The following is a 23,466-nucleotide window of genomic DNA, read 5'->3' on the forward strand; positions in this document are numbered from 1 at the left end:
AGCCATGCCACAGGGACAAAAAATTTGGCATTGACTAACAAGCACACTGTTGAGTTCTCAAACAACCGACACACACCGCCTCCGACCTCGTTCCCGAGGCCCTTGCGCGGGGCGCTTCCTTCGTTCTGAATCCTACCAGACCCGGCCGTTCGTCCCGGACCGGTGAAAACCGGATTTCCGTTCAGAAATGTACCTGATCCAGACACCCTCACCGTACTCACGGCGCAGCACTGTGCTCCGAGAGATCTGGTGGGAGTTTCGCCCGGGGGACCAGCCACTTCGCATCTGCTCCGAAGAGCTGTGCCGTGGTGTCTGTTCCTCCCTGCCGGGCGACCTCGAGAACATTACGGGGTCGCGGGCCAGGAGGTCAACTCGCTCCCTCGTGACCCGGCTCACCCGGCTCACCCGTCGCCGCCGCTCGCGCGCGCTCCCCCAGGACGCGCACGGCGTCGCGCAGCTCGGGCGGCCCGACGACGTCGAACGGCACGTCGAACATCGCGCACCGGGCCGCGAGCCCGCCCCAGGACCAGGAACCGGTCGTCAGGCGGCACCGCCCCTCCCCCGCCGGCTCGACGACCGCGTCCGCGCCCGCCCACCGCGCCACCGACGCGGCGTCCGCGTCGAGCTCGACGGTCCCGCGCACCGGGTAGCTGGTCGTGGCGAACCGCTCCACGACGAACGCCGCGACGTCGGGCGCCGGCAGCGCGCGCGGCGCGAACCGTGCCCCCGTGCCCTCGCGCGGGACCATCCGGTCGACGCGGAACGTGCGCCAGTCCTCCCGGTCGAGGTCCCACGCGACGAGGTACCACCGCCCGCCCCACGTCGCGAGGTGGTGCGGCTCCGCGCGCCGCGGGGCGCGGAACCCGGCGCCCTCCGGAGCACCCGGCGCGTGGAGCACCTCACCGGTGCCGCCGTCGTAGTCGAACCGGAGCACGCGTCGTTCGCTCGCCGCCGTCCCGACGGCGACGAGCACGTCGGGACGCACGGTGGGGAGCTTCTGCTCCCGGCGCCCCGGCACGGCGGTCACCTCCAGAGCGTCGATGCGCGTCCGCAGCCGCGCGGGCATCACCTGCCGGATGGTCGCGAGCGCCCGGGCCGCGGCGTCCTCGACCCCGGGCAGCGCGCCCGTGCGGAGGGCGACCGCGACGGCGACGGCCTGCTCGTCGTCGAACAGGAGCGGCGGCACGTCCGCCCCGGCGTCGAGCCGGTACCCGCCGTCGGGGCCCTTGGTCGCGCGCACCGGGTAGCCCAGCGTGCGCAGCCGGTCGACGTCGCGCCGCACGGTGCGCGGGCTGACCTCCAGGCGCTCCGCGAGCGTGGCCCCCGGCCAGTCGCGGCGCGCCTGGAGCAGCGAGAGCAGCCGCAGCAGTCGTCCTGAGGTCTCGAGCATGGCTCCAGCGTCGCACGAGGTAGAGGACCGGACCTGTCCGCTACCCGGAGCAGAGTCGTCCCCGACGCACGCACCGCACCCAGGAGGAGCACCGTGATCCGGACCAGAGCACTGACCAAGGACTTCGCCGTCGGGCGGGACGAGAGCCGCACCGTGCACGCCGTGCGGGGCATCGACCTCGACGTCGCGCCGGGCGAGCTCGTCGCCGTCCTCGGCCCCAACGGGGCCGGCAAGACGACCACCCTGCGCATGCTCACCACGCTGACCCGGCCGACGTCGGGCACCGCCACCGTCGCGGGCCACGACGTCGTCGCCGAGCCCGACGCCGTCCGCCACCGCATCGGGTACGTCGGGCAGGGCAACGGGGCCGGGCACGCGCAGCGGGCCGTCGACGAGCTCGCGAGCCAGGGCCGCATCCACGGCCTGGACCGCCGGACCGCCCGGCGACGCGCCGACGAGCTGCTCGACTCCCTCGAGCTCACGGCGCACGGCACCCGCAAGGTGTCCGACCTCTCCGGCGGGCAGCGCCGCCGGCTCGACGTCGCCATGGGCCTCGTGCACGCGCCGTCGCTCCTCTTCCTCGACGAGCCGTCCACGGGTCTCGACCCGCACAACCGCGCGAACCTGTGGGAGCACGTCCTGCGCATGCGCGACGGCGCCCGCGCGACGACGGGCGAGCCCATGACGATCGTCCTCACGACGCACTACCTCGACGAGGCCGACACCATGGCCGAGCGGGTCGTCGTCGTCGACCACGGGCGCGTCATCGCCGACGACACGGCCGCGAACCTCAAGGCCGAGCTCGCCGGGGACCGCGTCCTGGTGACGCTCGCGCCGTCGGGCGGTCGCGCGCACGACGACGCCGCCCACCTCACCGCGCTGGCCCGCCGCGTCGAGGGCTTCCGCGAGGTGGCCCGCGCGCCCGAGGACGCGGGCGCCGCCGGGCCCGACACCGGACCGGACGCCGGTCCCGGCAGCGCACCCGCGCTCGAGGTGCGCACCGAGCGGGGGGACGCGTACCTGCCCCGGCTTCTGCGCGCCGCGGACGCCGCCGGGATCGCCGTCGACACCGCCCAGGTGCGCCGGCCCACGCTCGACGACGTCTTCCTCGCCCTCACCGGGCGCAGCCTGCGCGAGGCGGGCGCCTCCACGAGCGCCGACGCCCACCCCACCGAGAGGACCGCAGCATGAGCACCGTCACCACGACCCCGACCACCCCGCGCACGGCACCGAGCCACGCGTACGCCCCGCGCCGCGGCCTCGCCGCCTTCGCGCGCGACACCGGCATCGTGCTCGTGCGCGAGCTGCGGCCCGTGCTGCACGACCCGTTCTCCGTGCTCTTCGGGCTCGTCCAGCCGATCGTCTTCCTCGCGCTGTTCGGACCGCTCCTCGTCGGGTCGCTCGGCGGCACGACGACCGGCCAGGAGGTCCTGGGCGGCAACGTCTGGCAGTGGTTCGTGCCGTCGATCCTCGTCATGACGACGCTGTTCGGGACGTCCACGACGGGCGCGAACCTCCTCGTCGAGCTGCAGACGGGGGCGCACGAGCGGATGCTCGTCGCGCCGCTGTCGCGCGCGTCGCTCCTCGTCGGGCGCGCGCTCAAGGAGATGGTCCCGATCGTCGCGCAGTCCGTCGTCGTGGTGCTCGTCATGCTGCCGTTCGGCTTCGAGCTGCACCCCGCCGGCGCCGTCGTGGGGCTGGTGCTGCTCGCCGTCTTCGGCGTGGGGATCGGCTCCCTCAGCTACGCGCTCGCGCTCGCCGTCCGCAAGCAGGACTGGATGTTCTGGGTCGTGCAGCAGACGCTCGTCTTCCCGCTCATGATCCTGTCCGGCATGCTCCTGCCGCTCGAGACCGGACCCCGCTGGATGCAGGTCGCGTCCGACGTCAACCCGCTGCGCTACGTGGTCGACGCCGAGCGGGCGCTCTTCGCGGGCGACCTCACGGCGTCCGCCGTCGCGTGGGGGTGGGTCGCCGCCGTCGTGACGGCCGCCGTCGGGCTCGCCGTCGGGATCCGGACCATGGTGCGGACGACCGACTGAGCGGGGCGCGCGTCAGGCCCGGGCCAGCTCCACGGCCCGGGCCACCGCGCTGCCCGGGCTCGTCAGCACCCGGACGGGCACGTCGGCGAGCAGCGGGGCGGCGGGCGCCATGCTCGCCTGCGCGAGCACGACCACGTCGGGCCTGCGGCGCGCGACGGCGTCCCGCACCGCGTCGGCGACGGCCCGGTGGTAGGCCGTGAGGTCGCCGGCCTCGAACGCCGCCCAGGCGTCGCCGCAGACGACCGGCTCCAGCTCGACCTGCGTCCCCGCGCGGCGAGCCGCGTCGGCGAGGAGCTCCGTCGTCGGGGCCAGCGTCGAGGCGAGCGCGACGACCACGGCGACCCGGCCGCCGTCGCGCACCGCCTCCGCCGCGAGCGGCGCGTCCACCCGCACCACGGGGACCACGGACGACCCCCGACCGGCGCTCTCCGCGACCGGCCCCAGCGTCGAGCACGTGCACACGACCGCCGACGCGCCCGCCGCGGCGAGCGCCTCGACGTGGGCTCGCACCCGCGCGGCGACGGGCACGCCCCCGCGCGCGGCGTCGAGCAGGGGAACGTCCACGCGATGCGTGTGGCCCTCCCCCGGCGCGACCTCGTCGACGAGCGCACCGAACGTCGCGACGTGGACCTCCGCCGTGTGCAGGAACCCGATCACGCGTGCCTCCGGTCGTCGTGGTGCGGTCCCGGGGCGCCGGGGCGAGATGCGAGAAGTGGCCCCTGCGGCGAGTCCGCCAGGGGCCACTTCTCCCGTCTCACGCCAGGAGCGGTCCCGGCCCGCGGGCTCAGGCGGTGTGCTCGCGGAAGGCGTCGGTGAGGGTGGGGCCGTCGTCGGTGCCCAGGCGCCAGACGCTCCAGCCGTCGGCGGTGTGGGTGCCGGAGACCGCGACCGCGGCGAGGTCCGGGTGGCGGAACCGGGCGCCGTCGGACAGCTCGATGAAGCCGTCGGGCTGGAGCACCGCCTCGAAGCGCTGCCCGCGCCGGGGCCGCGACCAGACGAGCTGGCGCGGGGCGCCGAACGCGCGGGCGAGCGCGACGAGGTCCGGGTCGTCCTCGGGGCCGAGCGGCAGGTCGGCCGCGGGCGGGGACGGCACCGGCGCGACGTCGCGGCTCCTCGACGGAAGGTCCGGCCCCGTGCCGAGGTCGACGGGCGGGTGGTACGACAGCGGGTCGTACGGGCGCTCCTGCGCCGGGCTGCGCTGGTCGCCGTACTCGTGCGTGAGGTACGACTCGCGCGTCCGGATCGACTCCCGGGTACGGATCGACTCGCGCGTGAGGATCGAGGTGCGCGAGGCCGGCGCCTCGTCGGCGCCCTCGACCGGGCGGCGGTCGGCCCAGGCCGTCGGCGCGGGCTCGGGCGCCGTGCGCGCGGTGAGCGGGTCGTCCAGGGGCACGAAGTCGAGCACGGGCGGCTCGGCGCGGCGCGGCTCGTCCGTCGCGGCGAGGGGCGCGAGCTGGCCCGTCTCGTCGGCCGACGTCGGCGCGACGCCGTAGGTGGTGCGGGGCTCGAGCTCGGCGGCCCGGCGGCGCTCCGCCCGGGACCTCGCGGCCTGACGCGTCACCACGGGAAACTTGCCGGTCAGGGCTCGGCCCACGGCGACGCCGTCCGCGAAGTCGGAACCGGGGGCGACGGCACGGCCCCGCGGGGGCTCGGGTGCCGCGGGTGGCGCGGGGTTGTCGCGCGTCATCGCGAGCGGGGACACGTCGACGAAGCGGCGGCCGTCGGCCCCGTGGACCACGCCGAGGCGCAGCACCGCGACCGGCGAGCCGGGCTGGCGCAGGAAGTCGAGCGCGTCCTGGATGCCGGGCGCGGCGCTCGAGCAGATGACGATGAGGCGCGCGCCCGTGGCGCGCGCGGTCGCCTGCGAGCGCGTGAGGGGCACGTTGTCGTAGAACGCGGCGACGTCCTGCTGGAAGCGCGACGCGCCGCCCGTGTAGCGCGCGGCGAGCTCGGCGCGCGTGAGGCGACCGGCGCGGCCCGCGTGGTTGAGCGCCGCGGTCAGGGCCTCCTCGGTGAGCTCGGCCGTGACCTCGATGACGACCGGGAGCCCCGCCGCGTCGAGCGCGAGGAGGTGCGGCTCGTCGTCGGACGTGCCCTGCGCGACCGGGAAGATCTGCTCGCCCAGCAGTCCCTCGAGGTTGCCGTCCACCACCCGCTGCGCGTCCGTCCCGAATGCTCCTGCCTGCTGGGGCGGCTGGACCAGTACGGGACGCTCGGCGTCCACCTCGAAGAGGGGCATCGGGGGTTCTCCTGCAGCAGCGGAAACGCGACCTGGGCGGGGGCGTATGCGCCATAGCCTACGGGGGCGGGTCAAGTCCCTCGAAGCGGGCGAACCGGTGCGCAAGGGCCGTCCGGCCCCGCCCTCCGGCCCGGGCGTCACCCGCCCGGTCAGGCGTGCCCGGTGTCCTCCGACTCGGCCGCGAGCCGCTCCTCGACGCGCTCGACCTTGCCCGTGAGCTCGCCCGTGCGACCCGGGCGGATGTCGGCCTTGAGGACCAGCGACACGCGGTGACCGCCCGCGCCGACGGCCTCGGTCGCACGCTGGATCACGGGCATGACGACGTCCCAGTCACCCTCGATCTCGGTGAACATCGACGTGGTGCGGTTCGGCAGGCCCGACTCGCGGACGATGCGGACGGCCTCGGCGACGGAGTCCGCGACGGACTCGCCGGCACCGAGCGGGGCGACGGAGAAGGCGAAGACGGCCATGGGTCCATCGTGGCACGGTGCGCCACGGGCCGGGGCACCGGGCGCTCTCCGAGGGGACCGTGCTCCGACGTAGGCTCGTCGTCGTGACAGCAGAACACCGCACCGACCGCGTCACCGTGCTCGCGGGCGGGGTCGGCGGGGCCCGCCTCGCGCACGGTCTGGACCTCGCGGGGACGGACCTCACGGTCGTCGTCAACGTGGCGGACGACGTCGAGCTGCACGGGCTGTGGATCTCGCCCGACCTCGACACCGTGACGTACACGCTCGCCGATCTCGCGGACGAGGAGCGCGGCTGGGGCGTCGTCGGGGAGACGTACGCGGCCCTGGAGGCGATGGGCCGGCTCGGCGAGGACACGTGGTTCACGCTCGGCGACCGCGACCTCGCGACGCACGTCGTGCGGACGGCCCGGCTGCGCGCGGGCGCGCCGCTGTCCGACGTCACCGCGCAGCTCACGTCCGCGCTCGGCGTCCGGGCGCGCGTGCTGCCCGTGACCGACGACCGCGTCGCGACGCTCGTCGACACGCCCGCCGGGCGCCTCGGGTTCCAGGAGTACTTCGTGGGCCGCCGGCACGCGGACGACGTGCTCGGTCTCGTCTACGACGGCATCGACGCCGCGCGCCCGGCGCCCGGCGTGCTCGACGCGGTGACCGGCGCCGACGTCGTCGTGGTCGCGCCGTCGAACCCGTTCCTGTCGGTGGAGCCGGTGCTGGGCGTCGCGGGCGTGCGGGAGGCGCTCGCCGTGACGTCGGCGCGACGCGTCGCGGTGAGCCCGATCGTGGGCGGTCGCGCGCTCAAGGGCCCGGCGGCGCAGATCCTCACGACGCTCGGGCACGAGGTCTCCGCGCTCGGCGTCGCGCGCCTCTACGTGGGCCTGGTCGACGTCATGGTCATCGACGACCACGACGCGCACCTCGCGGACGCCGTCCGCGCGCTCGGGATGGACGTCGTCGTGACGGACACGGTCATGGGCGGCGCCGAGGGCCGCGAGCGCCTGGCGCGCACGCTCCTGTCGGGTCCCGCACGTGGCTGAGCCGCCCGACGCCGGCGCCCGCCCGGGTGCGGATGCCCGCCCGGGGCGCGTGGTCGCCGTCGTGCCGCTGCGCGACGGCTCGTCGGGGAAGTCGCGCCTCGCGCACGTGCTCGACCCCGCGTCGCGCAGCAGGCTGATCGGCGTGCTCGCGCGGCACGTCGTGGGCACGCTGCTCGCGAGCGAGGACGTGGAGCGCGTGGTCGTCGTGACGTCGGACCCGCGGTTCACGTGGCGGGCGCTGCGGGACGTCGTGGTGGACGGCGCCGCCGCGGCGACGGACGACGGCGAGGGTCTGCCCCTCCTCACCGCCGACGCGGACCGCCTGCGCATCGTGCTCCAGCCCGCGGACCGGCCGGGCCTGGACGCCGCGGTGGACGTCGGGCGCGAGATCGCGGCGTCGGAGCCGGAGGAGGGCACGACGTCGGGCACGGCGGAGCACCGCCCGGTGCGGCTCCTCGTGGCGCACGCCGACCTCCCCGCGCTCACGACCGCGGACGTCGCGGCGCTCCTCGCCGAGGACGCCCCCGTCGTCGTCGCGACGGACCGGCTCGGAGCCGGCACGAACCTGCTCGTCCTCGACCCCCCGGCCTCCGCGCCGTCGAGCACGACCTTGCTGTCGGGAACCGGCACAGAACGCCAGGAACCTCGTGCTCGGCCCGGCGGCGGTCCTCACGGTGCGGGGTTCCGGTTCCGGTTCGGGCCGGACAGTCGCGCGGCGCACGTCGCGGAGGCCGAGCGGCTCGGGCTGCGGGCCGTCGTCGTGCAGCGGCCTGGGACCGCCGTCGACCTGGACACCGTGGACGACTGGGGCGAGCTGCCCCCGCACGTGCGGGCCGCCGTGGGGCTGCACGTCCCGGCGCTGCGCGACCACGACGCCTGACCCGACACCCGCCCGCGCCGCTACGACGGCCAGGTACCGAGCTCCTCGGCGGGCGCGAGGAGGCCGACACGTACCTCGGCGAGGAGGCGCTGCCACGCGCCCTCGTCGAGCGGCCCGGCGCAGTCCAGCGCGAGCACCACGGACTGCGTCGACGCGTCGCCCTCGAACGTCGGCACGCTCACGACGCGGGCCGCCCCGCGCACCCGCACCTCGCCGCGCGGGGTCGTCACCGTCCAGTCCTGGGCCGCGGCGTTCACCCCCTGGAGGGTCACGCCGTCGGCGAGGAGGGGCAGCAGGACGTCGCGGGGAGCCGTGAGGTCGCCGCCGTCCGCGGCGACCGTCTCTGCGAGGAGGGCGGCGGACGCGTCGCGCGGGCTCGCCGTCGGTGCTGCCGGGTCGGCCGCGGCACGCGACGACAGCACGCACGCGCCGCTCGCGCCGACGACCTGCCACCCGGCCCGCACGACGAGCGGTGTCGCGCCGGTCGCGCCACCGAGGCCCGTGACCTCGGGCGGTACGGCCTCGGGCTCCTCCCCCGGCCCGGCGGAGGCGGCCGCCGTCGGATCGTCGGAGCCACCCGGGGTCCGCTCCGGGTCGGCCGAGGCGGTCGGGTCGTCGGCCGGGACCTCGGCGGGCGGCCGGTCCGTCCGCGTCGCGGACGCCGCGCCCGTCGGGTCCTCGGGCGTCGCGCTCGCCGTGCACGCTCCCGCGCCGAGGACGGCGAGCGCGAGCCCGACGGCGAGCGCCCCCGCACGCGAGCGCGTCACGACCGGCCTCCCCAGCGGCCGCGGTGCACGACGTCGTCGAGCGGCTTGCGCGCGCGACGGCGCGGCGAGCCCGTGGCCGCCCGGTCGGCGGGGTGCCCGACGGCGACCACCCCGGTCGGTGCGTACGCGTCGGGGATGCCGAACGCCGCGCGCAGCCGCCCGACCTCGCCCGGCGCGACGCCGAAGAAGCACGCGCCGAGCCCGTCGTCGACGGCGGTCTGGAGCATGAGCAGCGCCGCCATCCCGGCGTCGACGTGCCAGTACGGCACCGCCCAGCGGTTCTCGTCGCGGTCCGCCCAGCCCTTGTCGTCCTCGGCGTACCGGTCGAGGTAGACGTCCTTCGACGTGAGGACCACGACGAGCACGGGCGCCGTGCGCATCCCGGCGAGCCACGTGCTCATGCTCCGCTCGGGCTGCTCGGGCGAGGTCGCGGCCCAGAAGCGCGCGACGTCGTCGGGCTCCGTGAGCACGAGGAACGACCACCCCTGCGCGAACCCCGCGCTCGGTGCGCGGACGGCGTTGCGCACGAGGCGGTCGACGGCGTCCGGGTCGACCGCCTCGTCGGTGAACCGGCGCACCATGCGCCGGCGTCGGACGACGTCCTGGAACTCCACGCGGCCCCCTCGGCACGGTCCGGGATCAGGTCCCCGCACCCTATCCGGCGACGCGCCGCGTCATCCGCAGCTCGACGAGGCGGGGGTCGCTCGGGAGGGGCTGGGTGTCGCCGGTCGGCGCGAAGCCCGCGCGCTCGTAGAGCCGGAGCGCGGGGGCGTTGGTCGCGGTGACCCAGAGCGCGAGCGTGCGCGCGCCGAGCCCGGCCGCGAGGTCGTCGGCGCGCGCCACGAGCGACGCCGCCACGCCGCTCCCCCGCGCGCCGGGCTCGACCCACACGGACACGAGCTCGGCCACGGTCGGGTCGTCGGGCGAGGGAACGACGGCCGCGACCCCGACCACGGGACCGGGCGACCGGCCGCTCCCGGGCGGGGCGCCGTCCTCGGACTTGCTGCGGTCGCCAGGCGGGCCGCCGTCGAACGTCGTCCGCGCCAGGAGCGTGCGTCCCTGCGCCGCGCGCTCTCGCCACACGTCGTCGGGGAAGGCGACCTCGCGCGCGAGGGTCGAGCCGAACGCGGACGGCGCGTCCGCGAGCGCCCGCAGGCGGACGTCCCGCAGGTCGCGCCAGTCGTCCGGCCGGGTGCGCTCGACGAGCGTGGTGGGCATCGGCCCATCGTGGCAGCCCGGCCCGGCGTGCGTGCGCCGGGCCGGGCCGCTCGGCCGGCTCAGGCCGCGTCGAGGCGCGCGCGCAGCTCGGGGTCGAGCTCCAGGTCGGCCGCGCCGAGGAGGTCGTCGAGCTGCTCGACCGTGCTGGGCCCGACGACCGGGACCACCGGGTGCTCGCCGCCGAGGAGCCACGCGAGCGCGACCTGGTTCGGCGTCGCGCCGAGCTCGCCCGCGACCTCGTGCAGGAGGCGGATGCGCTCGCGCGTGGTCGGGTGGTCGAACCCGTCCCAGAGCGGCTTGTCCCGGCGCACGTACGCGCCCTGGAGGATCGGCGAGTAGGCGGTGACGGCGAGCGGCGGGCGGCCCTCGACGCCTGTGGACGCCGCGTAGTCGAGCAGCTCGTACGACGCCCAGTTGTGCCGCCCGGGCTTGGGCGTCGGGTAGGCGTAGGTGTAGTTCTGCTGGACGAGCCCGTAGGGCGCGACGCCCTGGCGCAGCGCCTCCTCGCGCGCCTCGACGACGCGCCACAGCGCGACGTTCGAGATGCCCGTGATGCCGACGACGCCCTCCGCCTGGAGCTTGCCGAACGCGCCGACGGTCTCGGCGAGCGGCGTCCCGTGGTCGTCGACGTGCCCGTACAGCACGTCCAGGTGGTCGACGCCGAGGTGGCGCAGGCTCTCGTGCGCCTCGTCCGCGACGACGTCGGCGCCGAGCCCCTGGAAGTTCGTCGGCTCGACGTTCCGCAGCGGCAGGGCCGGGTCCTTCTTGGCCGCGCCGAGCTTCGTCGCGATCCGGACCTCGTCGCGCGCGCCGCGGCTCGCGAGCCAGCGGCCGAGCAGGTCCTCGCTGTCGCGGCCGTGGCCGTCGGCCCAGAAGCTGTAGTTGTTCGCGGTGTCGAGGAACGTGCCGCCCGCCTCGCGGTAGCGGTCGAGGATCGCGAACGAGGTGTCCTCGTCGACGAGCGTGCCCATGTTCATCGTGCCGAGGCACAGGGTCGACACCTCGAAGGAGGTGCGTCCGTCGCCGATGGTGCGGTACCGCATGGTGGTCTCCCTGGATCTGCCGGTGGTCCGAGCGGTCCGTGGCGGACCGTGGTCTCGGTGACGTGCTCCACGCTAGGGAGGCATCGGCACGGGTGTACGGTCCGATGCCATGGCCGTCGACCAGACCAATCTGCCGTCCGACCGCCCCGGGCCGACGGCGGCGCTCGCCTGGGAGGCCCTGCTCGACCTGGGCGCGGGGCCGGGGTCGCGCGTCGAGCGGCTCGAGCGCGCGGTCCGCGACGCCGTGCACGCCGGCCGCGTCCCCGTCGGCGCGGCGCTGCCGCCGAGCCGACAGCTCGCCGAGTCGCTCGGGGTGTCGCGGTGGGTCGTCACGGAGGCGTACGGCCAGCTCGTCGCCGAGGGCTTCCTCGAGGCGCGCACCGGCTCCGCGACCCGCGTCTCCGCCGCAGCCGGCGCCCGCTCGACGAGCCCGAGGGGAACGAGCGCGCTGGGCGAGCGGCCCACGAGCCCGGCAGGAACGACGGTGCGCGCGGGTCGTGGCGGGCCTGGCGGGAGCCGCGAGGAACGAGCGGCGGACGGTAGACCCGCGCGCGCCGTCGTGGACGCCGGGCGGACCGACACCGGCAGGACCCACGCCGCGCGCGCCCGGTTCGACCTCGCGCCGGGCGTCCCCGATCTCCGGCACGTCCCGCGCGACGCGTGGCTCCGCGCGGCACGCGAGGCGCTCGGCACGTCCGGCGGGACGGCGTCGAACGACGACCTCGGGCAGCCCGCCCCCGCCGGGCACCCGCACGCGCGCGCCGTCGTCGCCGGCCACCTGCGCCGGGCGCGCGTCGTCACCGGGCCGGACGACGCCGTCGTGATGACGCGCGGCGCGACGGACGGCATGACGCGCGTCGCCGCAGCGCTCGTCGAGGCGGGCCACACGCACCTGCTCGTCGAGGACCCGAGCTGGTCGGTGCTGCGCGACGTCGCGGCGCGCGCCGGTCTCACCCCCGTCCCGGTCCCCGTGGACGCCGGGGGCGCGGACGTCGAGGCGCTCGTCGACGCGTCCCGGCGGACGGGCGCGCGGGCCGCGCTCCTCACGCCCGCGCACCAGTTCCCCACCGGCTCCGCGCTCGCGCCCGAGCGGCGCGAGGCCGTCCTCACCTGGGCGCGGGACGTCGACGGCGTCGTCGTCGAGGACGACTACGACGCCGAGTTCCGCTACGACCGCCGGCCCGTCGCCGCGCTCCAGCAGCTCGACCCCGACCGGGTCGTGCTGCTCGGCTCGGTGAGCAAGACGATGAGCCCCGCGTTCGGCGTCGGGTGGATGGTCGTGCCCGCCCGCTGGCGCGAGTCCGTCGCGCGCGCGGCCGCCCCGCACGGCCCGACGGCGGCCCCGTCCACCGTCGACCAGCTCACGTTCGCGCGGCTCGTCGCGTCCGGGGGCTACGACCGGCACCTGCGCGCCGCGCGCGGGCGCTACCGCCGCCGTCGCGACGCCGTGCTCGACGCCCTCGCCCGCGTGCTGCCCGGCGCCGCGGTGCGCGGCATCGCGGCGGGGATGCACGCGCTGCTGTCCCTGCCGGGCTCGCCCGACGACCCCGCGCCCGACGCCGCGCACGTCGTGCGCGAGGCCGCGCGGCGCGAGGTGACCGTCGTCGACCTGCGCCGCTACCAGGTGCGCCCCGCCGAGCGGTCGACGACCCTCGTGCTCGGGTACGGCAACCTCGCCGACGCCCGCGTCGACGAGGCGGTCGCCCGGCTCACCGACGCGGTGCGTGCCGCTACTCGTCGTGGGACAGGAGGCTGAACTCGGCGAGCAGCTCGCCGATCTCGGTGGCGTCCACCTTCTTCTGGAGCCGGTCGCGCAGGATCCGCGGCCCGGGGATGTCGAGCTCCTCGCCGTCGCGCAGGGCGCTCACCGCGGCGAGCAGCTTGCGGACGTCGTACGTGCTGTTGAAGACCTCGGGCACGCCGCGCTCCAGGTCGAGCAGCTGGTAGGCCGCCTCCATGCCGGTGCGCACGGAGTACTCGGTGGTGAAGATCGTGTCCCGGGTGGTCTCGGCGAACTGGCCGATGAACGCGAAGTTGCGGGCGCCGTCGGGCACGACCTGGGGCCGGTCGCCCGCGTGCCGGGGCATGAAGAACGCCGTGACGTACGGCATCATCACGGGCACGCAGCTCGCGGCCTCGGCGGCGAGGGTCGGGATGTCGGCCTCCGGCACGCCGAGGTGGTAGAGCCACTCCTGCGTGATCTCCTCGCCCGTGCACTCCTGGAGCGACTTCTTCACGTAGTCGCCGGGGGTGTCCACGAACAGGCCGTAGACCCACACGACGATCTCGTCGGGCGACTGCGCCTTGAAGTGCGGCTGCCGGTTGACGGTCCAGCTCATCAGCCACGCCGAGTCGCGCGCGGTGACGATGCCGCCCGTGACGACCTTCCCGCTGAACGGGTCCCGCCGGCAGATGCGCTCGATGTGCTCGGGGATGCGCCGGTCGAGCGTCGTGACGGTGGCGGACTGCCACTTGGTGAGCGGGATGTCGGTGCTGAAGACGTCGGGCCGGCCGAACGACGGGTCCTTGGCCGCGACGCGCCGCCACAGGTCCCACGCGGGCGCGGGCCCCGTGTCGAGGCGCGCAGGCGTGTGCTGGTCGCCGTTGTCGGAGTTCTCGGTGAGCGAGCCGATGGTCGCGATGACGAGGTCGTCCTCGCCGAGGTCGATCGTCCGCTCGACGGCGGCCCCGCCGGACTCGTGGGCCGCCGCGTGGTCCAGCAGGTGCAGCCGCGTGGCGACCTTGCGGTCCGGGGCGAGGTCGAAGTCGATGTCGGTGACCTCGACGTGGAACCGGAACGTCACGCCCTGGTCCATGAGCCAGCGCGTGAGCGGCAGCACCATCGACTCGTACTGGTTGTACTTGGTGAACTTGAGCGCCGAGAGGTCGGGCAGGCCGCCGACGTGGTGGATGAACCGGTGCAGGTAGAGCTTGAACTCGAGCGCGCTGTGCCATTCCTGGAACGCGAACATCGTACGCCAGTAGAGCCAGAACTGGCTGTCGAGGAAGTGCCGCGACATGACGTCCTCGATCGACTTGCCCTCCATGTCCTCGCGGCGCGCGAGGAAGATCTTCGTGATCTCCTTCTGCGCCTTCTCGTCGAGGCGGAACAGGTTGTCGAAGTGCGCGTCCTTCCCGCGGTCCTCGGTGACGCGCTGGAGCGAGAAGTTCGGGTCGTCCTTGTTGAGCCAGTAGAACTCGTCGAGGACCGAGACGCCCTCGGTCTCGATCGACGGGACGGAGCGGAACAGGTCCCACAGGCACTCCATGTGGTCCTCGAGCTCGCGCCCGCCACGGATCACGAACCCGCGCCGCGGCTCCTTGATGCCGTCGAGCGCGCCGCCGGGGAGCCGGAGCCGCTCGTAGACGGTGATCTTCTCCCCCGGCACCTGGCCGTCGCGGACGAGAAAGCCCGCCGCGGACAGCGACGCGAGGCCCGCTCCCACCAGGTGCACGGACCCGAGCCGGTCCGTCCGCTCCGGCCTGCGCGGCCGCGCGAACGCCTCGTAGTTGCCGCTGGAGTAGTACATGGCCTGCCCCTCACCGCCGACGACGTGGACGGAGCACCGCCCGCGGTGGTGCTCCCCTGCCATGCTCGCGCCGGGGTCGACGGACCGCACCTCGGTGCGCGGACGCACCCCAGGGGACGCGCGCCCGTGCGGGGCCGGGGCGGCCGTGCGCAATCGGGCGGCGTGCGCCGTCGGGCGGCGTGCGCCGTCGGGCGGTCGGCCGCCCGACGGGCTCAGAGCCGCTCGGCGAGCAGCTCGACGAGGGCCTTGCCCTGCACGCCGGCGAGGTCGTCGGCCTGCGTGCGGCACGAGAAGCCGTCCGCGAGGTACACGTCGCCGGGGGCGGCGTCGCGCAGCGCGGGCAGCAGCGCGTTCTCCGCGACGGCGACCGACGTCTCGTAGTGGCCCTTCTGCATGCCGAAGTTGCCCGCGAGGCCGCAGCAGCCGGCGAGGACCTTGATGGTCGCGCCCGCGTCGCGCAGGAGCCGCTCGTCCGCGGCGAAGCCCATCACCGAGTGCTGGTGGCAGTGCGGCTGCACGACGGCGGTCACGTCCGAGAGGTCGGGCACGCGCCACCCGGACTCGCGCCCGGGCGCGGTGTCGACCGAGGTGAGGAGCTCGGCGAGCGTGCGCGTCGCGGCGGAGACCGCCTGGGCGCGGGGGTCGTCGGGGAACAGGTCCACGAGGTCGGAGCGCAGCACGGCCGTGCACGACGGCTCGAGCCCCATGATCGGGATGCCGTTCACGGCGTACGGGCCGAGCACGGACAGCAGGTTCTCCAGGCGCTTGCGCGCGCCGTCGAGCTGGCCCGTGCTGATCCACGTGAGGCCGCAGCACGCCTGCTCGTCGGGCACGACGACGTCGTACCCCGCCGCGGTGAGCACCTTGACGGCGGCCTGCGGCACGCCCGGCGACATGTTGTCGCTGAACGAGTCGGTCCACAGGACGACCTTCGGGCGCTCGTCGCGCACGGGGCGGCCTGGCTGCTGCCCGATGCGCAGGCCGGGCACGCCCTGGGTCGCGCCGCCGCGCCTCCACCACGTGCGGAACGGCACCTCGGCGAACTCCGTCATGGAGCGGCGCGTGTCCATCCCGCCCGCCCACAGGACCGCCTTCGCGAGCGGCCGGAACCCCAGCAGCTTGTTGGCCAGGCGCGGCATCCCGGTCGCGAGGCGCGCCCAGACCGGGAGCCAGCCGAGCGAGTAGTGGTCGACGGGGCGCAGCCTGCCGCGGTACGTCCGGTACAGGACCTCGGACTTGTACTGCGCCATGTCGACGCCCGCGGGGCAGTCGCTCGAGCACGCCTTGCAGGACAGGCACAAGTCGAGCGACTCGCGCACCTCGGGCGCCGCGAGACCGCCGACGAGCGTGCCGTTCACCGCCTCCTGGAGCACGCGGGCGCGGGCGCGCGTGACGTCCTTCTCGTCCTTCGTCGCCTGGTACGACGGGCACATGAAGCCGCCTGCGGCGCTGGTGTCGGCGCGGCACTTGCCGACGCCGACGCACCGGTGCACGGCCTGGGTCATGTCGCCGTGGTCGTGCGCGAACGAGAAGCCCTGGTAGCCGGCGCGACGCGAGATCTTCGTGACCTTCGCGGGCGCGGCCGTGCTCGTCCCGGGCGTCCCCGGCGCACCGACCTTCGACAGCAGCGGGTGCGCGTGCGGGCGGCGCAGGTCGTCGTCGACGGCGCTCGGGCGCACCACGACGCCCGGGTTCATGACGTCCTGCGGGTCGAACAGCGCCTTGAACCGCTCCATGAGCGCGATCGCCTCGGGGCTGTACATGACCGGGAGCAGCTCCGAGCGCGCGCGGCCGTCGCCGTGCTCGCCCGAGAGCGAGCCGCCGTACTTCGCGACGAGCTCGGCCGCCTCCAGCATGAACGTGCGCAGCACCGACCCCGACGCCTCGAGCGGGATGTCGATGCGCAGGTGCACGCACCCGTCGCCGAAGTGCCCGTACGGCAGGCCGTCGACGCCGTAGCGCGCCATGAGCGCGTCGAGGTCGCGCAGGTAGTCGCCCAGCTTCTCCGGCGGGACGGCGGAGTCCTCCCAGCCCGGCCACGCCTGCTCGCCCGCGGGCGTGCGCCCGGCGAGCCCTGCGCCGTCGGCCCGGATCTGCCACATCTTGGTCGCCTCGGGGCCCGCGGGCAGGATCATCGTGGCCTCGCTGCCCGACGCCGCGACGATCGCCTCGGCGTTCGCCATCGCCTCCTCGGGGGTCGCGCCGCCGACCTCGACCATGAGCCAGCCGGCGCCCGGGGGCAGCGGCGGCACGGACGCGTCGCCCTTGGCGCGGCGCACGACGTCGACGAGCCGCGCGTCGAGGCCCTCGACCGCGAGGGGGCTGAGGCCGAGGAAGGTCGGGACGTCGTCGGCCGCGGACGGCATGTCCGGGTAGCCCAGCACGACGAGCGTCGGCTTGGACGGCACCGGCACCAGGCGCACCGTGGCCTCGAGGATCGTCACGAGCGTGCCCTCGGTGCCGACGAGCGCCTTGGCGAGGTCCGAGCCGTTCTCCGGCAGCAGGTGCTCCAGCGAGTAGCCCGACACCTGGCGCCCGAACCGCCCGAACTCCGTGCGGATCAGCGCGAGGTTCTCGCGGACGAGCTCCGCCAGACCGGGGACCGCCGCGAACGTCGGGTCGCCCGTGCCGGCCGTGAAGCGGCGCCCGCGGCCGTCGACGACGTCGAGCGCGAGCACGTTGTCGACCGTGCGCCCGTACGCGACGGCGTGCGGCCCGCACGCGTTGTTGCCGATCATGCCGCCGAGCGTCGCGCGGTTCTGCGTCGAGGGGTCCGGGCCGAACCGCAGCCCGTGCGGGGCCGCCTCCTGCTGGAGCGTCGACATGACGACGCCCGGCTCGATGCGCGCCGTGCGCGCCTCCGGGTCGACGTCGAGCACGCGGTTCACGTGCCGCGTGAAGTCCAGCACCACGCCCGGGCCGATCGAGTTCCCCGCGACCGACGTCCCCGCCCCGCGCGCCGTGACCGGCACCTCGAGCTCGCGCAGCACGTCCAGCGCGGCGACGACGTCGTCCGCGTCCTGCGGGTAGACCACGGCCTCGGGCACGACGCGGTAGTTCGACGCGTCGGTCGAGTACTCCGCGCGGCGTCGCGTCGCGGTGTCGACCGTGCCGCGCACGACCGTCCGCAGCGCGTCCGCGAGCGCCGTGCGCGCGGCGTCGGCCGCCCGTTCCGCCTCGCGGACGGCAGCGGCGCGCTCCGCCTCCGGCGACGTCGTCGCGCGGGAGCCGGACCGCCGCGAGCCGTTCCCGTAGTGCTGCGGGGCGGGGGTCGGGGTGGCGTCGATCTCAGCGGACACGTCGCGATTGTCGCACCCCCTGCCCCCGACCCTCCGCCCCGTCCGCCCCCTGACCCCCGATCTGCCGAGGTAGAGCCCTGGTCTGCCGAGGTAGAGGCGTGGTCCGTCGAGGTAGAAGGGTGGTCCGCCGACGTAGAGGCCTGGCCATGCCCGGCAGCGCGTGGTCACCGATCACGGCCGAGGTTGCGGCCGGCATGGGCACCTGATGCCCGACGGCGGCCGGTCGCCCGCGGCGGGCGGGTCGCCGCTGCCCGACGTGAGCGAACGACGCCGCGGGTGGTTCGCCCAGGTGAGCGAAGACCACGGCGAGACGACGCCGGGCGGGGTGGGTGGTGGTGCCGCGTCGTGGCGGCCCTGGAACGAGGGATCGTCCGGAGTGAGCTTGCGAACGCAGGACGATCCCGACCGAGAAGGCGGGAGCGACGCGAGGAACGAGCGGCGCGGATGGTAGACGCGGCACCACCACCCACCCCGACCTCCCGACGCAACCACACGCCGTCGGGCACGAGAACCACGGCTCTACCTCGGCAGACCTGGGCTCTATCTCGGCAGACCAGGGCTCTATCTCGGCAGACCTGGGCTCTATCTCGGCAGACCTGGGCTCTATCCCGTGAGTCAGAGGACGAGCTCCGGCTGGAGCTTCTTGATGGTCCAGACGCGCTGCTTGCGGGCGGCGAGCGTCGTCAGGGCGAGGGCCGCGACCAGCACGACGACGAGCACCGTGACGTCGCGCGTGACCGTCGCCATGTTGCCGCCGTAGAGGAGCTGGCGCAGGCCCTCGACCGCGTACGTCATGGGCAGGAACCGGTGCATGGAGCGCAGCGGCTCGGGGATCGTCTGCCACGGGAACGTGCCGCCCGCGGTGACGAGCTGGACGAGCATGAGCACGAGCCCGAGGAACTGGCCCGCGGCGCCGAGCCAGACGTTGAGCGCCTGGAGGATCGCGACGAACGTCGCCGACACCAGCACGAGGAACAGCGCGGTCCCGACCCCGTGGACCGGGTCGATGTCGAGCGCGAACTTCGTCACCGTGAACATCGCGGCGACCTGCACGACGCCGATCGCGGCCGGGGTGAGCCACCCGCCCAGGGCGGTGGCCAGGCCCGACCTCCCGGCGGCGAGGGCCCGCGACGACAGCGGGCGCACGAGCAGGAAGAGCACGTAGGCGCCGATCCACGTCGCGAGCGACAGGAAGAACGGCGCGAGGCCGCCGCCGTACGTGCCCGCGGACGACAGCGCGTCGCTCTTCACGGACACGGGGTTGCCGATGGTCTCGGCGGTGTCCTGGCGGGTCTGCTCGTCGAGGTCCGGCACCTGCCCGAGACCCTCGGCGAGCCCGTCGCGGAGCTGCGTGACGCCGTCGACGAGCTCGCCCGAGCCGTCGCGCAGCTGCGACGTACCGTCCGCGAGCGAGGTCGCGCCGTCGGACACCTGGCGCGTGCCGTCGGCGAGCTGCGAGACGCCGTCCACGAGCTGCGGGGTCGCGGCGGCGAGCTGTCCGGTGCCGTCGGCGAGGCGGTCCGCGCCGTCGGCGGCGCTCGCGATGCCGGAGGTCAGCTGCGGCGTCGCGCCCGCGAGCTTGGCCGCGCCGTCGGACACCTGGCGCGACCCGTCCGCGAGCTGGTCGAGCTTCCCGGACGCGGCGGTCACCTGGTCGACGGCGCCCTGCACCTGCTCGCGCTGCTGGTCGAGCACGGGCCCGACCTGCGCCCGCACCTGGTCCGCGGTCGCCCGGTCGATGACGCCGTCGGCGACGAGCTGGTCGAGCCGCGCGTCGACGTCGCCGCGGATCGTGTCGAGCGTCGGGAGCACCTCGCCCGCGGCGGCGGCGGCCTGCTGCCCGTACTGCGCGACCTGCGCGTTCCCGTCCGCGACCTGCGCGGCGCCGTCCGCGAGCTGCTGGGTCTGGGCGGGCAGGGACGACGTCGCGCCCCGGAGCGTCCCGAGCCCGGACGCGAGCGCCTCCGCGCCGTCGTCGAGCTGCTCGACGGCGTCCACGAGCGTCCCGGTGCTCGCGTCGAGACGCTCGGCGCCGTCGGCGGCCTGGCCCGCGCCGTCGGCGAGGGTGTGCGCGCCGTCGTCCGCGGTGACGAGGCCGTCGCGGAGCTGCGTCGACCCGTCGAGGAGCTGGTCCGCGCCGTCCACGGCGTCGGCGAGGTTGGTGTGGATGGACGCGAAGCCGCGCAGGAACGTGTCGGCCGCCTCCGTGCCCACCTGCTCGGCGATCGAGTCGCGCACCTTGCCGACGATCTGGTCCGCGATCGTCCGCGCGAGGTAGTTGTTCGCGTCGTTGGTGATGAGCGTGAGGCTCGCCTGCTGCGGCTCGAACTCGCCCGCGGACGCGAGGTCCGCCGAGAAGGTCGGGCCGATGACGAGCGCGGCGTCGTACCGCCCGGACCGCACGCCGTACTCGGCGTCGACCTGGCTCGTCTCGACCCAGCCGAAGCCGCCGTCGTCGAGCAGCTGGTCGGCGACGTCGCGCCCGAAGTCGCGCCGCGTCGTCGCGCCCGTCTGGGCGTCGGTGGTCGTCGTGCCCTCGTCGAGCACGACGAGCGCGGCGGGGATCTCGTCGAGCTTGTCGTACGGGTCGTGGTTCGCGAACAGGTAGAGGCCCGCGTAGAGCGTGGGGATGAGCGCCATCGCGAGGATCGCGAGGCGGGGCAGCGTGCCCGCGGCGAGGCGGCGCAGCTCGGACAGCCCGAGGCGGATCGCGGTCATCGGTCCTCCTCGGGGTCGTGCGGGGCGGCGGGCTCGTCGATCGTGGTGGGCGCGGTCCCGGGGACGGGCTGCTCGGGAGCCGGGTCCGGCTCGGGCGCGGGGTCCGGCCCCGGCGCGGGGTCGGGGTCCGGCGCAGGGTCGGGGTCCGGCGCGAGGTCCGGGTCCGGCGCGGGGTCCGGGTCGCGCGGCGGCTCGGGGCGCGTGCGCAGCACGACGGCCGGCGGCTGGTGGATCGACGCACCGCGCGCGGGCGGGAGGTCCACGCCGAGGTCGCGGGCCGAGGCGCGCGTGCACTGCACGAGCACGCCGTACCCGGCGCCCGCGAGGCTCTGCGCGACCTCCCACCAGCCGGACGGCTCTCCCCCGTGCCGGTCGGGGAGCGTGAGCACGAGGAACCGGACGTCCGGGTCCTCGGCCGCGAGCGCCGCGAGCAGCGCGGTGCGCACGACCCCCGGCACCTGGTCGAGGCGCCGCGCACGGTCGGTGGTGAGGGAGTGGTCCGCGAGCCAGCGGGTCACGTCGGTGGGCAGCGAGCGGCGGCCGGCGAGCGCGAGGCCCTCGGCGACGACGTCGGCCACGGTGAGCGCGTCGTCGGGCTCGCTGATGCCGGGCACGTCGACGACGGCGGTCACGTCCCGCAGGGTCGCGGCGGCGCCGCGCGCGGGGCGGCCGGAGCGGTGCGACGGCGTGCTCGCCGGGGTGAGGCGGACCTCCCCCGCGGACGGGTCGAAGCGGCCTGTCGCGACGAGGGCGAGCGCGGTGTGCCCGTGCCCGGGCTCCCCGGCGACGAGCACGCACTCGCCCGTGGACCAGGCGAGGTCCATCGGCTCGAGCATGGGCTCGCGCCGCCCGTCGACGCGCACGTCCGTCAGCGTGATCTGCATCCGGTTCTTCCCCTCCGTGGCGTCCCGGGCCTGCCCCGGGGCGCCGTTGACTCACGGTCAACAACGCTACGCCTCTTGTTGACTCGTGGTCAACAACAGCGTAGAACGGTGTCATGCCTCGCACGCCCACCCCCGCCGGCCCCTCCGGCGCCGACGGCTCCGTGCGCGCCCGGCCGGGCGGCGCCCGCCGACGGCGCGAGCCCGCCGACCGACGGCGCGAGCTTCTCGACGCGGCCGCGCGCCACGCCGACGCGCACGGCCTCGACGCCCTGACCCCAGCGGCCGTCGCGGCCCGCTCGGGGGCGTCCAAGGCGCTCGTCTTCCACTACTTCGCGTCCACGGCCGGGCTGCGCCGGGCCGTCGCGCTGGAGGCCGTGGCGGAGCTCGAGGCGGCGACGGTCGCACCGGACGATCGTCCCCTCGTCGAGCGCCCGGCGCTCGCCGTCGCCTCCTACCTCGACGCCGTCGAGGCGCGCCGGCTCGTCTGGCAGGACCTGTGGCGCGGGGTGCTCGCCGAGGACGACGCCACCCAGGAGGCGCTCGCGCGCGTCCGCGACAGCCTCGTCGCGCGCCTGACCTCGACCGTGAGCGCCACCACGACGGACGCGCTGCCCACGACGCCCCGCCTCCGGCTGCTCGCCGCGGGCTGGGTCGCGCTCGTGGAGAACGTCACGGCCGCGTGGCTCGGCGGCGGGGACCTGAGCCGCGCGGACATCGAGAGCCTCGTGCTCGCGAGCGCCGTCGTGCTCGTGCCCGAGCTCCCCGAGCCCGCGCGCGGCGCCGTCCTGGCCATCGCCCGGGCGAACTCGCCCGCGGCGGGCTAGCGTCGGGGCGACGGGCAGCGGACGAGGTCGGGAGGCAACGCATGCGCGTGGTGGTCGTCGGAGCGAGCGGGAACGTCGGCACGGCGGTCCTGCGCCGGCTCGCGGAGGAGCCGGTCGTGACGTCCGTCGTGGCGGTCGCTCGGCGCGTGCCGCGCGCCGACGGGTCGAGCACCGTGCGCTTCCCGCACGACGTCGCGACCTGGCGGTACGCGGACGTCGCGGCCCCCGACGCCGACCAGCGGCTCGACGCCGCGTTCGCCGGGGCGGACGTCGTCGTGCACCTCGCGTGGGCGATCCAGCCGAGCCACGACCGCAAGCGGCTGCGGCGCGTCAACGTCGAGGGCACGCGCCGCGTCGTCGAGGCGGCGCAGCGGGCGGGCGTCGCGCACGTCGTCGTGGCGTCGTCCGTCGGCGCCTACTCCCCCGCCCCGTACGCGGGCGACGCGCGCGACACCCCGGTGAACGAGGGCTGGCCCGTCGAGGGCGTCCCGGGCTCGTCGTACTCGGAGGACAAGGCCGCCGTCGAGACGCTGCTCGACGACCTCGACCGGGAGACGGGGATCGTCGTCTCGCGCGTCCGCTCGGCGCTCGTGTTCCAGCGCGACGCGGGCTCCGAGATCGCGCGGTACTTCCTCGGCCCGCTCGGCACGCGCGTGCTGCGTCGCGACCCGCTCCCGGCGGTCCCGCTGCCCGACGGCCTACGGCTCCAGGTCGTGCACGCCGACGACCTCGCGGACGCGTACGCGCGGATCGTCGTGGGTCGGCACCCCGGGCCGTTCAACGTCGCTCACCCCACCGTGCTCACGGCGCAGGACGTGGCCGACGTCGTCGCGGACGGCTCGCTGCGCACCGTGCCCTACGCGACCGCGCGGACCGCCGTCGCCGTCGCGTGGCGCGCGCGCCTCGCGCCCGTCGGCGAGGGCTGGCTCGACATGGCGATGCGCGTGCCCGTGCTCGACACCGAGCTCGCGACGGAGCTGCTGCGCTGGCGCCCCGTGCACGGCGCGAAGGACACGCTCGCCGAGCTCGTCGACGGCATCCGGGCGGGCGCCGGGACGTCCTCGCCCCCGCTCCTCCCCCGCTGACCGGACCCGCTCGCGGCACCACGCCCCTGACACGACGGACCCCGGGTCG

Annotated in this window: 19 protein-coding genes; 7 read left to right on the forward strand and 12 right to left on the reverse strand. The window is 75.7% G+C overall.

Annotation, left to right across the window (positions count from 1 at the left end; all coding sequences use genetic code 11):
• Positions 1-367 precede the first annotated feature (367 nt).
• A complete protein-coding gene (locus E1O70_RS17180) occupies positions 368-1,390 on the reverse strand; it encodes a helix-turn-helix transcriptional regulator (RefSeq protein WP_061267950.1) in 1,023 nt (340 codons plus the stop codon).
• 93 nt (positions 1,391-1,483) lie between these two features.
• Between E1O70_RS17180 and E1O70_RS17185 the strand changes: the two genes are divergently transcribed.
• Both E1O70_RS17185 and E1O70_RS17190 read left to right on the forward strand, forming a co-directional pair.
• Positions 1,484-2,581 (forward strand): ATP-binding cassette domain-containing protein, encoded by a 1,098-nt coding sequence (locus E1O70_RS17185; RefSeq protein ID WP_061267951.1) that lies wholly within the window; start codon positions 1,484-1,486, stop codon positions 2,579-2,581.
• On the forward strand, positions 2,578-3,429 hold the full coding sequence (locus E1O70_RS17190; RefSeq protein WP_082774503.1) for an ABC transporter permease: 852 nt from the start codon (positions 2,578-2,580) through the stop codon (positions 3,427-3,429). The genes E1O70_RS17185 and E1O70_RS17190 overlap by 4 nt, the downstream gene beginning before the upstream one ends.
• Positions 3,430-3,441: 12 nt before the next feature.
• On the opposite strand, the gene E1O70_RS17195 is transcribed toward E1O70_RS17190, so the two are convergent.
• The 3 genes from E1O70_RS17195 to E1O70_RS17205 form a co-directional block, all read right to left on the reverse strand.
• Positions 3,442-4,086 (reverse strand): aspartate/glutamate racemase family protein, encoded by a 645-nt coding sequence (locus E1O70_RS17195; protein ID WP_061267952.1) that lies wholly within the window; start codon positions 4,084-4,086, stop codon positions 3,442-3,444.
• A 127-nt stretch (positions 4,087-4,213) separates the two neighbouring features.
• Positions 4,214-5,668, reverse strand: coding sequence for a restriction system modified-DNA reader domain-containing protein (locus E1O70_RS17200; protein ID WP_128957739.1), 1,455 nt, complete (start codon positions 5,666-5,668; stop codon positions 4,214-4,216).
• 149 nt (positions 5,669-5,817) lie between these two features.
• Positions 5,818-6,138 (reverse strand): MTH1187 family thiamine-binding protein, encoded by a 321-nt coding sequence (locus E1O70_RS17205; protein WP_021483491.1) that lies wholly within the window; start codon positions 6,136-6,138, stop codon positions 5,818-5,820.
• Positions 6,139-6,221: 83 nt separating this feature from the next.
• Between E1O70_RS17205 and cofD the strand changes: the two genes are divergently transcribed.
• Together cofD and E1O70_RS17215 are read left to right on the forward strand one after the other, a co-directional pair.
• Positions 6,222-7,169 (forward strand): 2-phospho-L-lactate transferase, encoded by a 948-nt coding sequence (cofD, locus tag E1O70_RS17210; protein ID WP_061267991.1) that lies wholly within the window; start codon positions 6,222-6,224, stop codon positions 7,167-7,169.
• Positions 7,162-8,049, forward strand: a complete 888-nt coding sequence (locus E1O70_RS17215; protein WP_240696754.1) for a CofC family guanylyltransferase — start codon at positions 7,162-7,164, stop codon at positions 8,047-8,049. Before cofD ends, E1O70_RS17215 begins: the two co-directional genes overlap by 8 nt.
• A gap of 20 nt (positions 8,050-8,069) precedes the next feature.
• Here E1O70_RS17215 and E1O70_RS17220 read toward each other — a convergent pair whose 3' ends face one another.
• Genes E1O70_RS17220 through E1O70_RS17235 form a run of 4 tightly spaced genes read right to left on the reverse strand, consistent with a single transcriptional unit; the run spans position 8,070 to position 11,077 of the window.
• Positions 8,070-8,816, reverse strand: a complete 747-nt coding sequence (locus tag E1O70_RS17220) for a hypothetical protein (RefSeq protein ID WP_061267955.1) — start codon at positions 8,814-8,816, stop codon at positions 8,070-8,072.
• Positions 8,813-9,430: a nitroreductase family protein gene (locus E1O70_RS17225; protein ID WP_061267956.1), complete on the reverse strand. Its 618-nt coding sequence runs from the start codon at positions 9,428-9,430 to the stop codon at positions 8,813-8,815. Before E1O70_RS17225 ends, E1O70_RS17220 begins: the two co-directional genes overlap by 4 nt.
• A gap of 40 nt (positions 9,431-9,470) precedes the next feature.
• On the reverse strand, positions 9,471-10,034 hold the full coding sequence (locus tag E1O70_RS17230; protein ID WP_061267957.1) for a GNAT family N-acetyltransferase: 564 nt from the start codon (positions 10,032-10,034) through the stop codon (positions 9,471-9,473).
• Between the two features lie 59 nt (positions 10,035-10,093).
• Positions 10,094-11,077 (reverse strand): aldo/keto reductase, encoded by a 984-nt coding sequence (locus E1O70_RS17235; protein WP_061267958.1) that lies wholly within the window; start codon positions 11,075-11,077, stop codon positions 10,094-10,096.
• A 109-nt stretch (positions 11,078-11,186) separates the two neighbouring features.
• Between E1O70_RS17235 and pdxR the strand changes: the two genes are divergently transcribed.
• On the forward strand, positions 11,187-12,833 hold the full coding sequence (pdxR, locus tag E1O70_RS17240) for a MocR-like pyridoxine biosynthesis transcription factor PdxR (protein ID WP_061267959.1): 1,647 nt from the start codon (positions 11,187-11,189) through the stop codon (positions 12,831-12,833).
• On the opposite strand, the gene E1O70_RS17245 is transcribed toward pdxR, so the two are convergent.
• The 4 genes from E1O70_RS17245 to E1O70_RS20185 all read right to left on the reverse strand — a co-directional run bounded on the left by E1O70_RS17245 (position 12,808) and on the right by E1O70_RS20185 (position 21,508).
• Positions 12,808-14,607, reverse strand: coding sequence for an oleate hydratase (locus E1O70_RS17245; protein WP_061267992.1), 1,800 nt, complete (start codon positions 14,605-14,607; stop codon positions 12,808-12,810). The genes pdxR and E1O70_RS17245 overlap by 26 nt on opposite strands.
• A gap of 212 nt (positions 14,608-14,819) precedes the next feature.
• On the reverse strand, positions 14,820-17,738 hold the full coding sequence (locus E1O70_RS17250) for an FAD-binding and (Fe-S)-binding domain-containing protein (protein WP_061267993.1): 2,919 nt from the start codon (positions 17,736-17,738) through the stop codon (positions 14,820-14,822).
• Between the two features lie 783 nt (positions 17,739-18,521).
• Positions 18,522-20,624 carry a YhgE/Pip domain-containing protein gene (locus E1O70_RS17255; protein ID WP_061267960.1) on the reverse strand — a complete coding sequence of 701 codons (2,103 nt, stop codon included), beginning with the start codon at positions 20,622-20,624 and terminating at the stop codon, positions 18,522-18,524.
• Complete coding sequence (locus tag E1O70_RS20185; protein WP_061267961.1) at positions 20,621-21,508, reverse strand: hypothetical protein; 888 nt, start codon at positions 21,506-21,508, stop codon at positions 20,621-20,623. Before E1O70_RS20185 ends, E1O70_RS17255 begins: the two co-directional genes overlap by 4 nt.
• A 113-nt stretch (positions 21,509-21,621) precedes the next feature.
• On the opposite strand from E1O70_RS20185, the gene E1O70_RS17265 reads away from it, so the two are divergent.
• A complete protein-coding gene (locus E1O70_RS17265; RefSeq protein ID WP_061267962.1) occupies positions 21,622-22,332 on the forward strand; it encodes a TetR/AcrR family transcriptional regulator in 711 nt (236 codons plus the stop codon).
• 41 nt (positions 22,333-22,373) lie between these two features.
• Positions 22,374-23,417, forward strand: coding sequence for an NAD-dependent epimerase/dehydratase family protein (locus E1O70_RS17270; RefSeq protein ID WP_061267963.1), 1,044 nt, complete (start codon positions 22,374-22,376; stop codon positions 23,415-23,417).
• The last annotated feature ends 49 nt before the right edge of the window (positions 23,418-23,466 follow it).

The organism is Cellulosimicrobium funkei (genome assembly GCF_004519295.1).
Classification (GTDB): domain Bacteria; phylum Actinomycetota; class Actinomycetes; order Actinomycetales; family Cellulomonadaceae; genus Cellulosimicrobium; species Cellulosimicrobium funkei.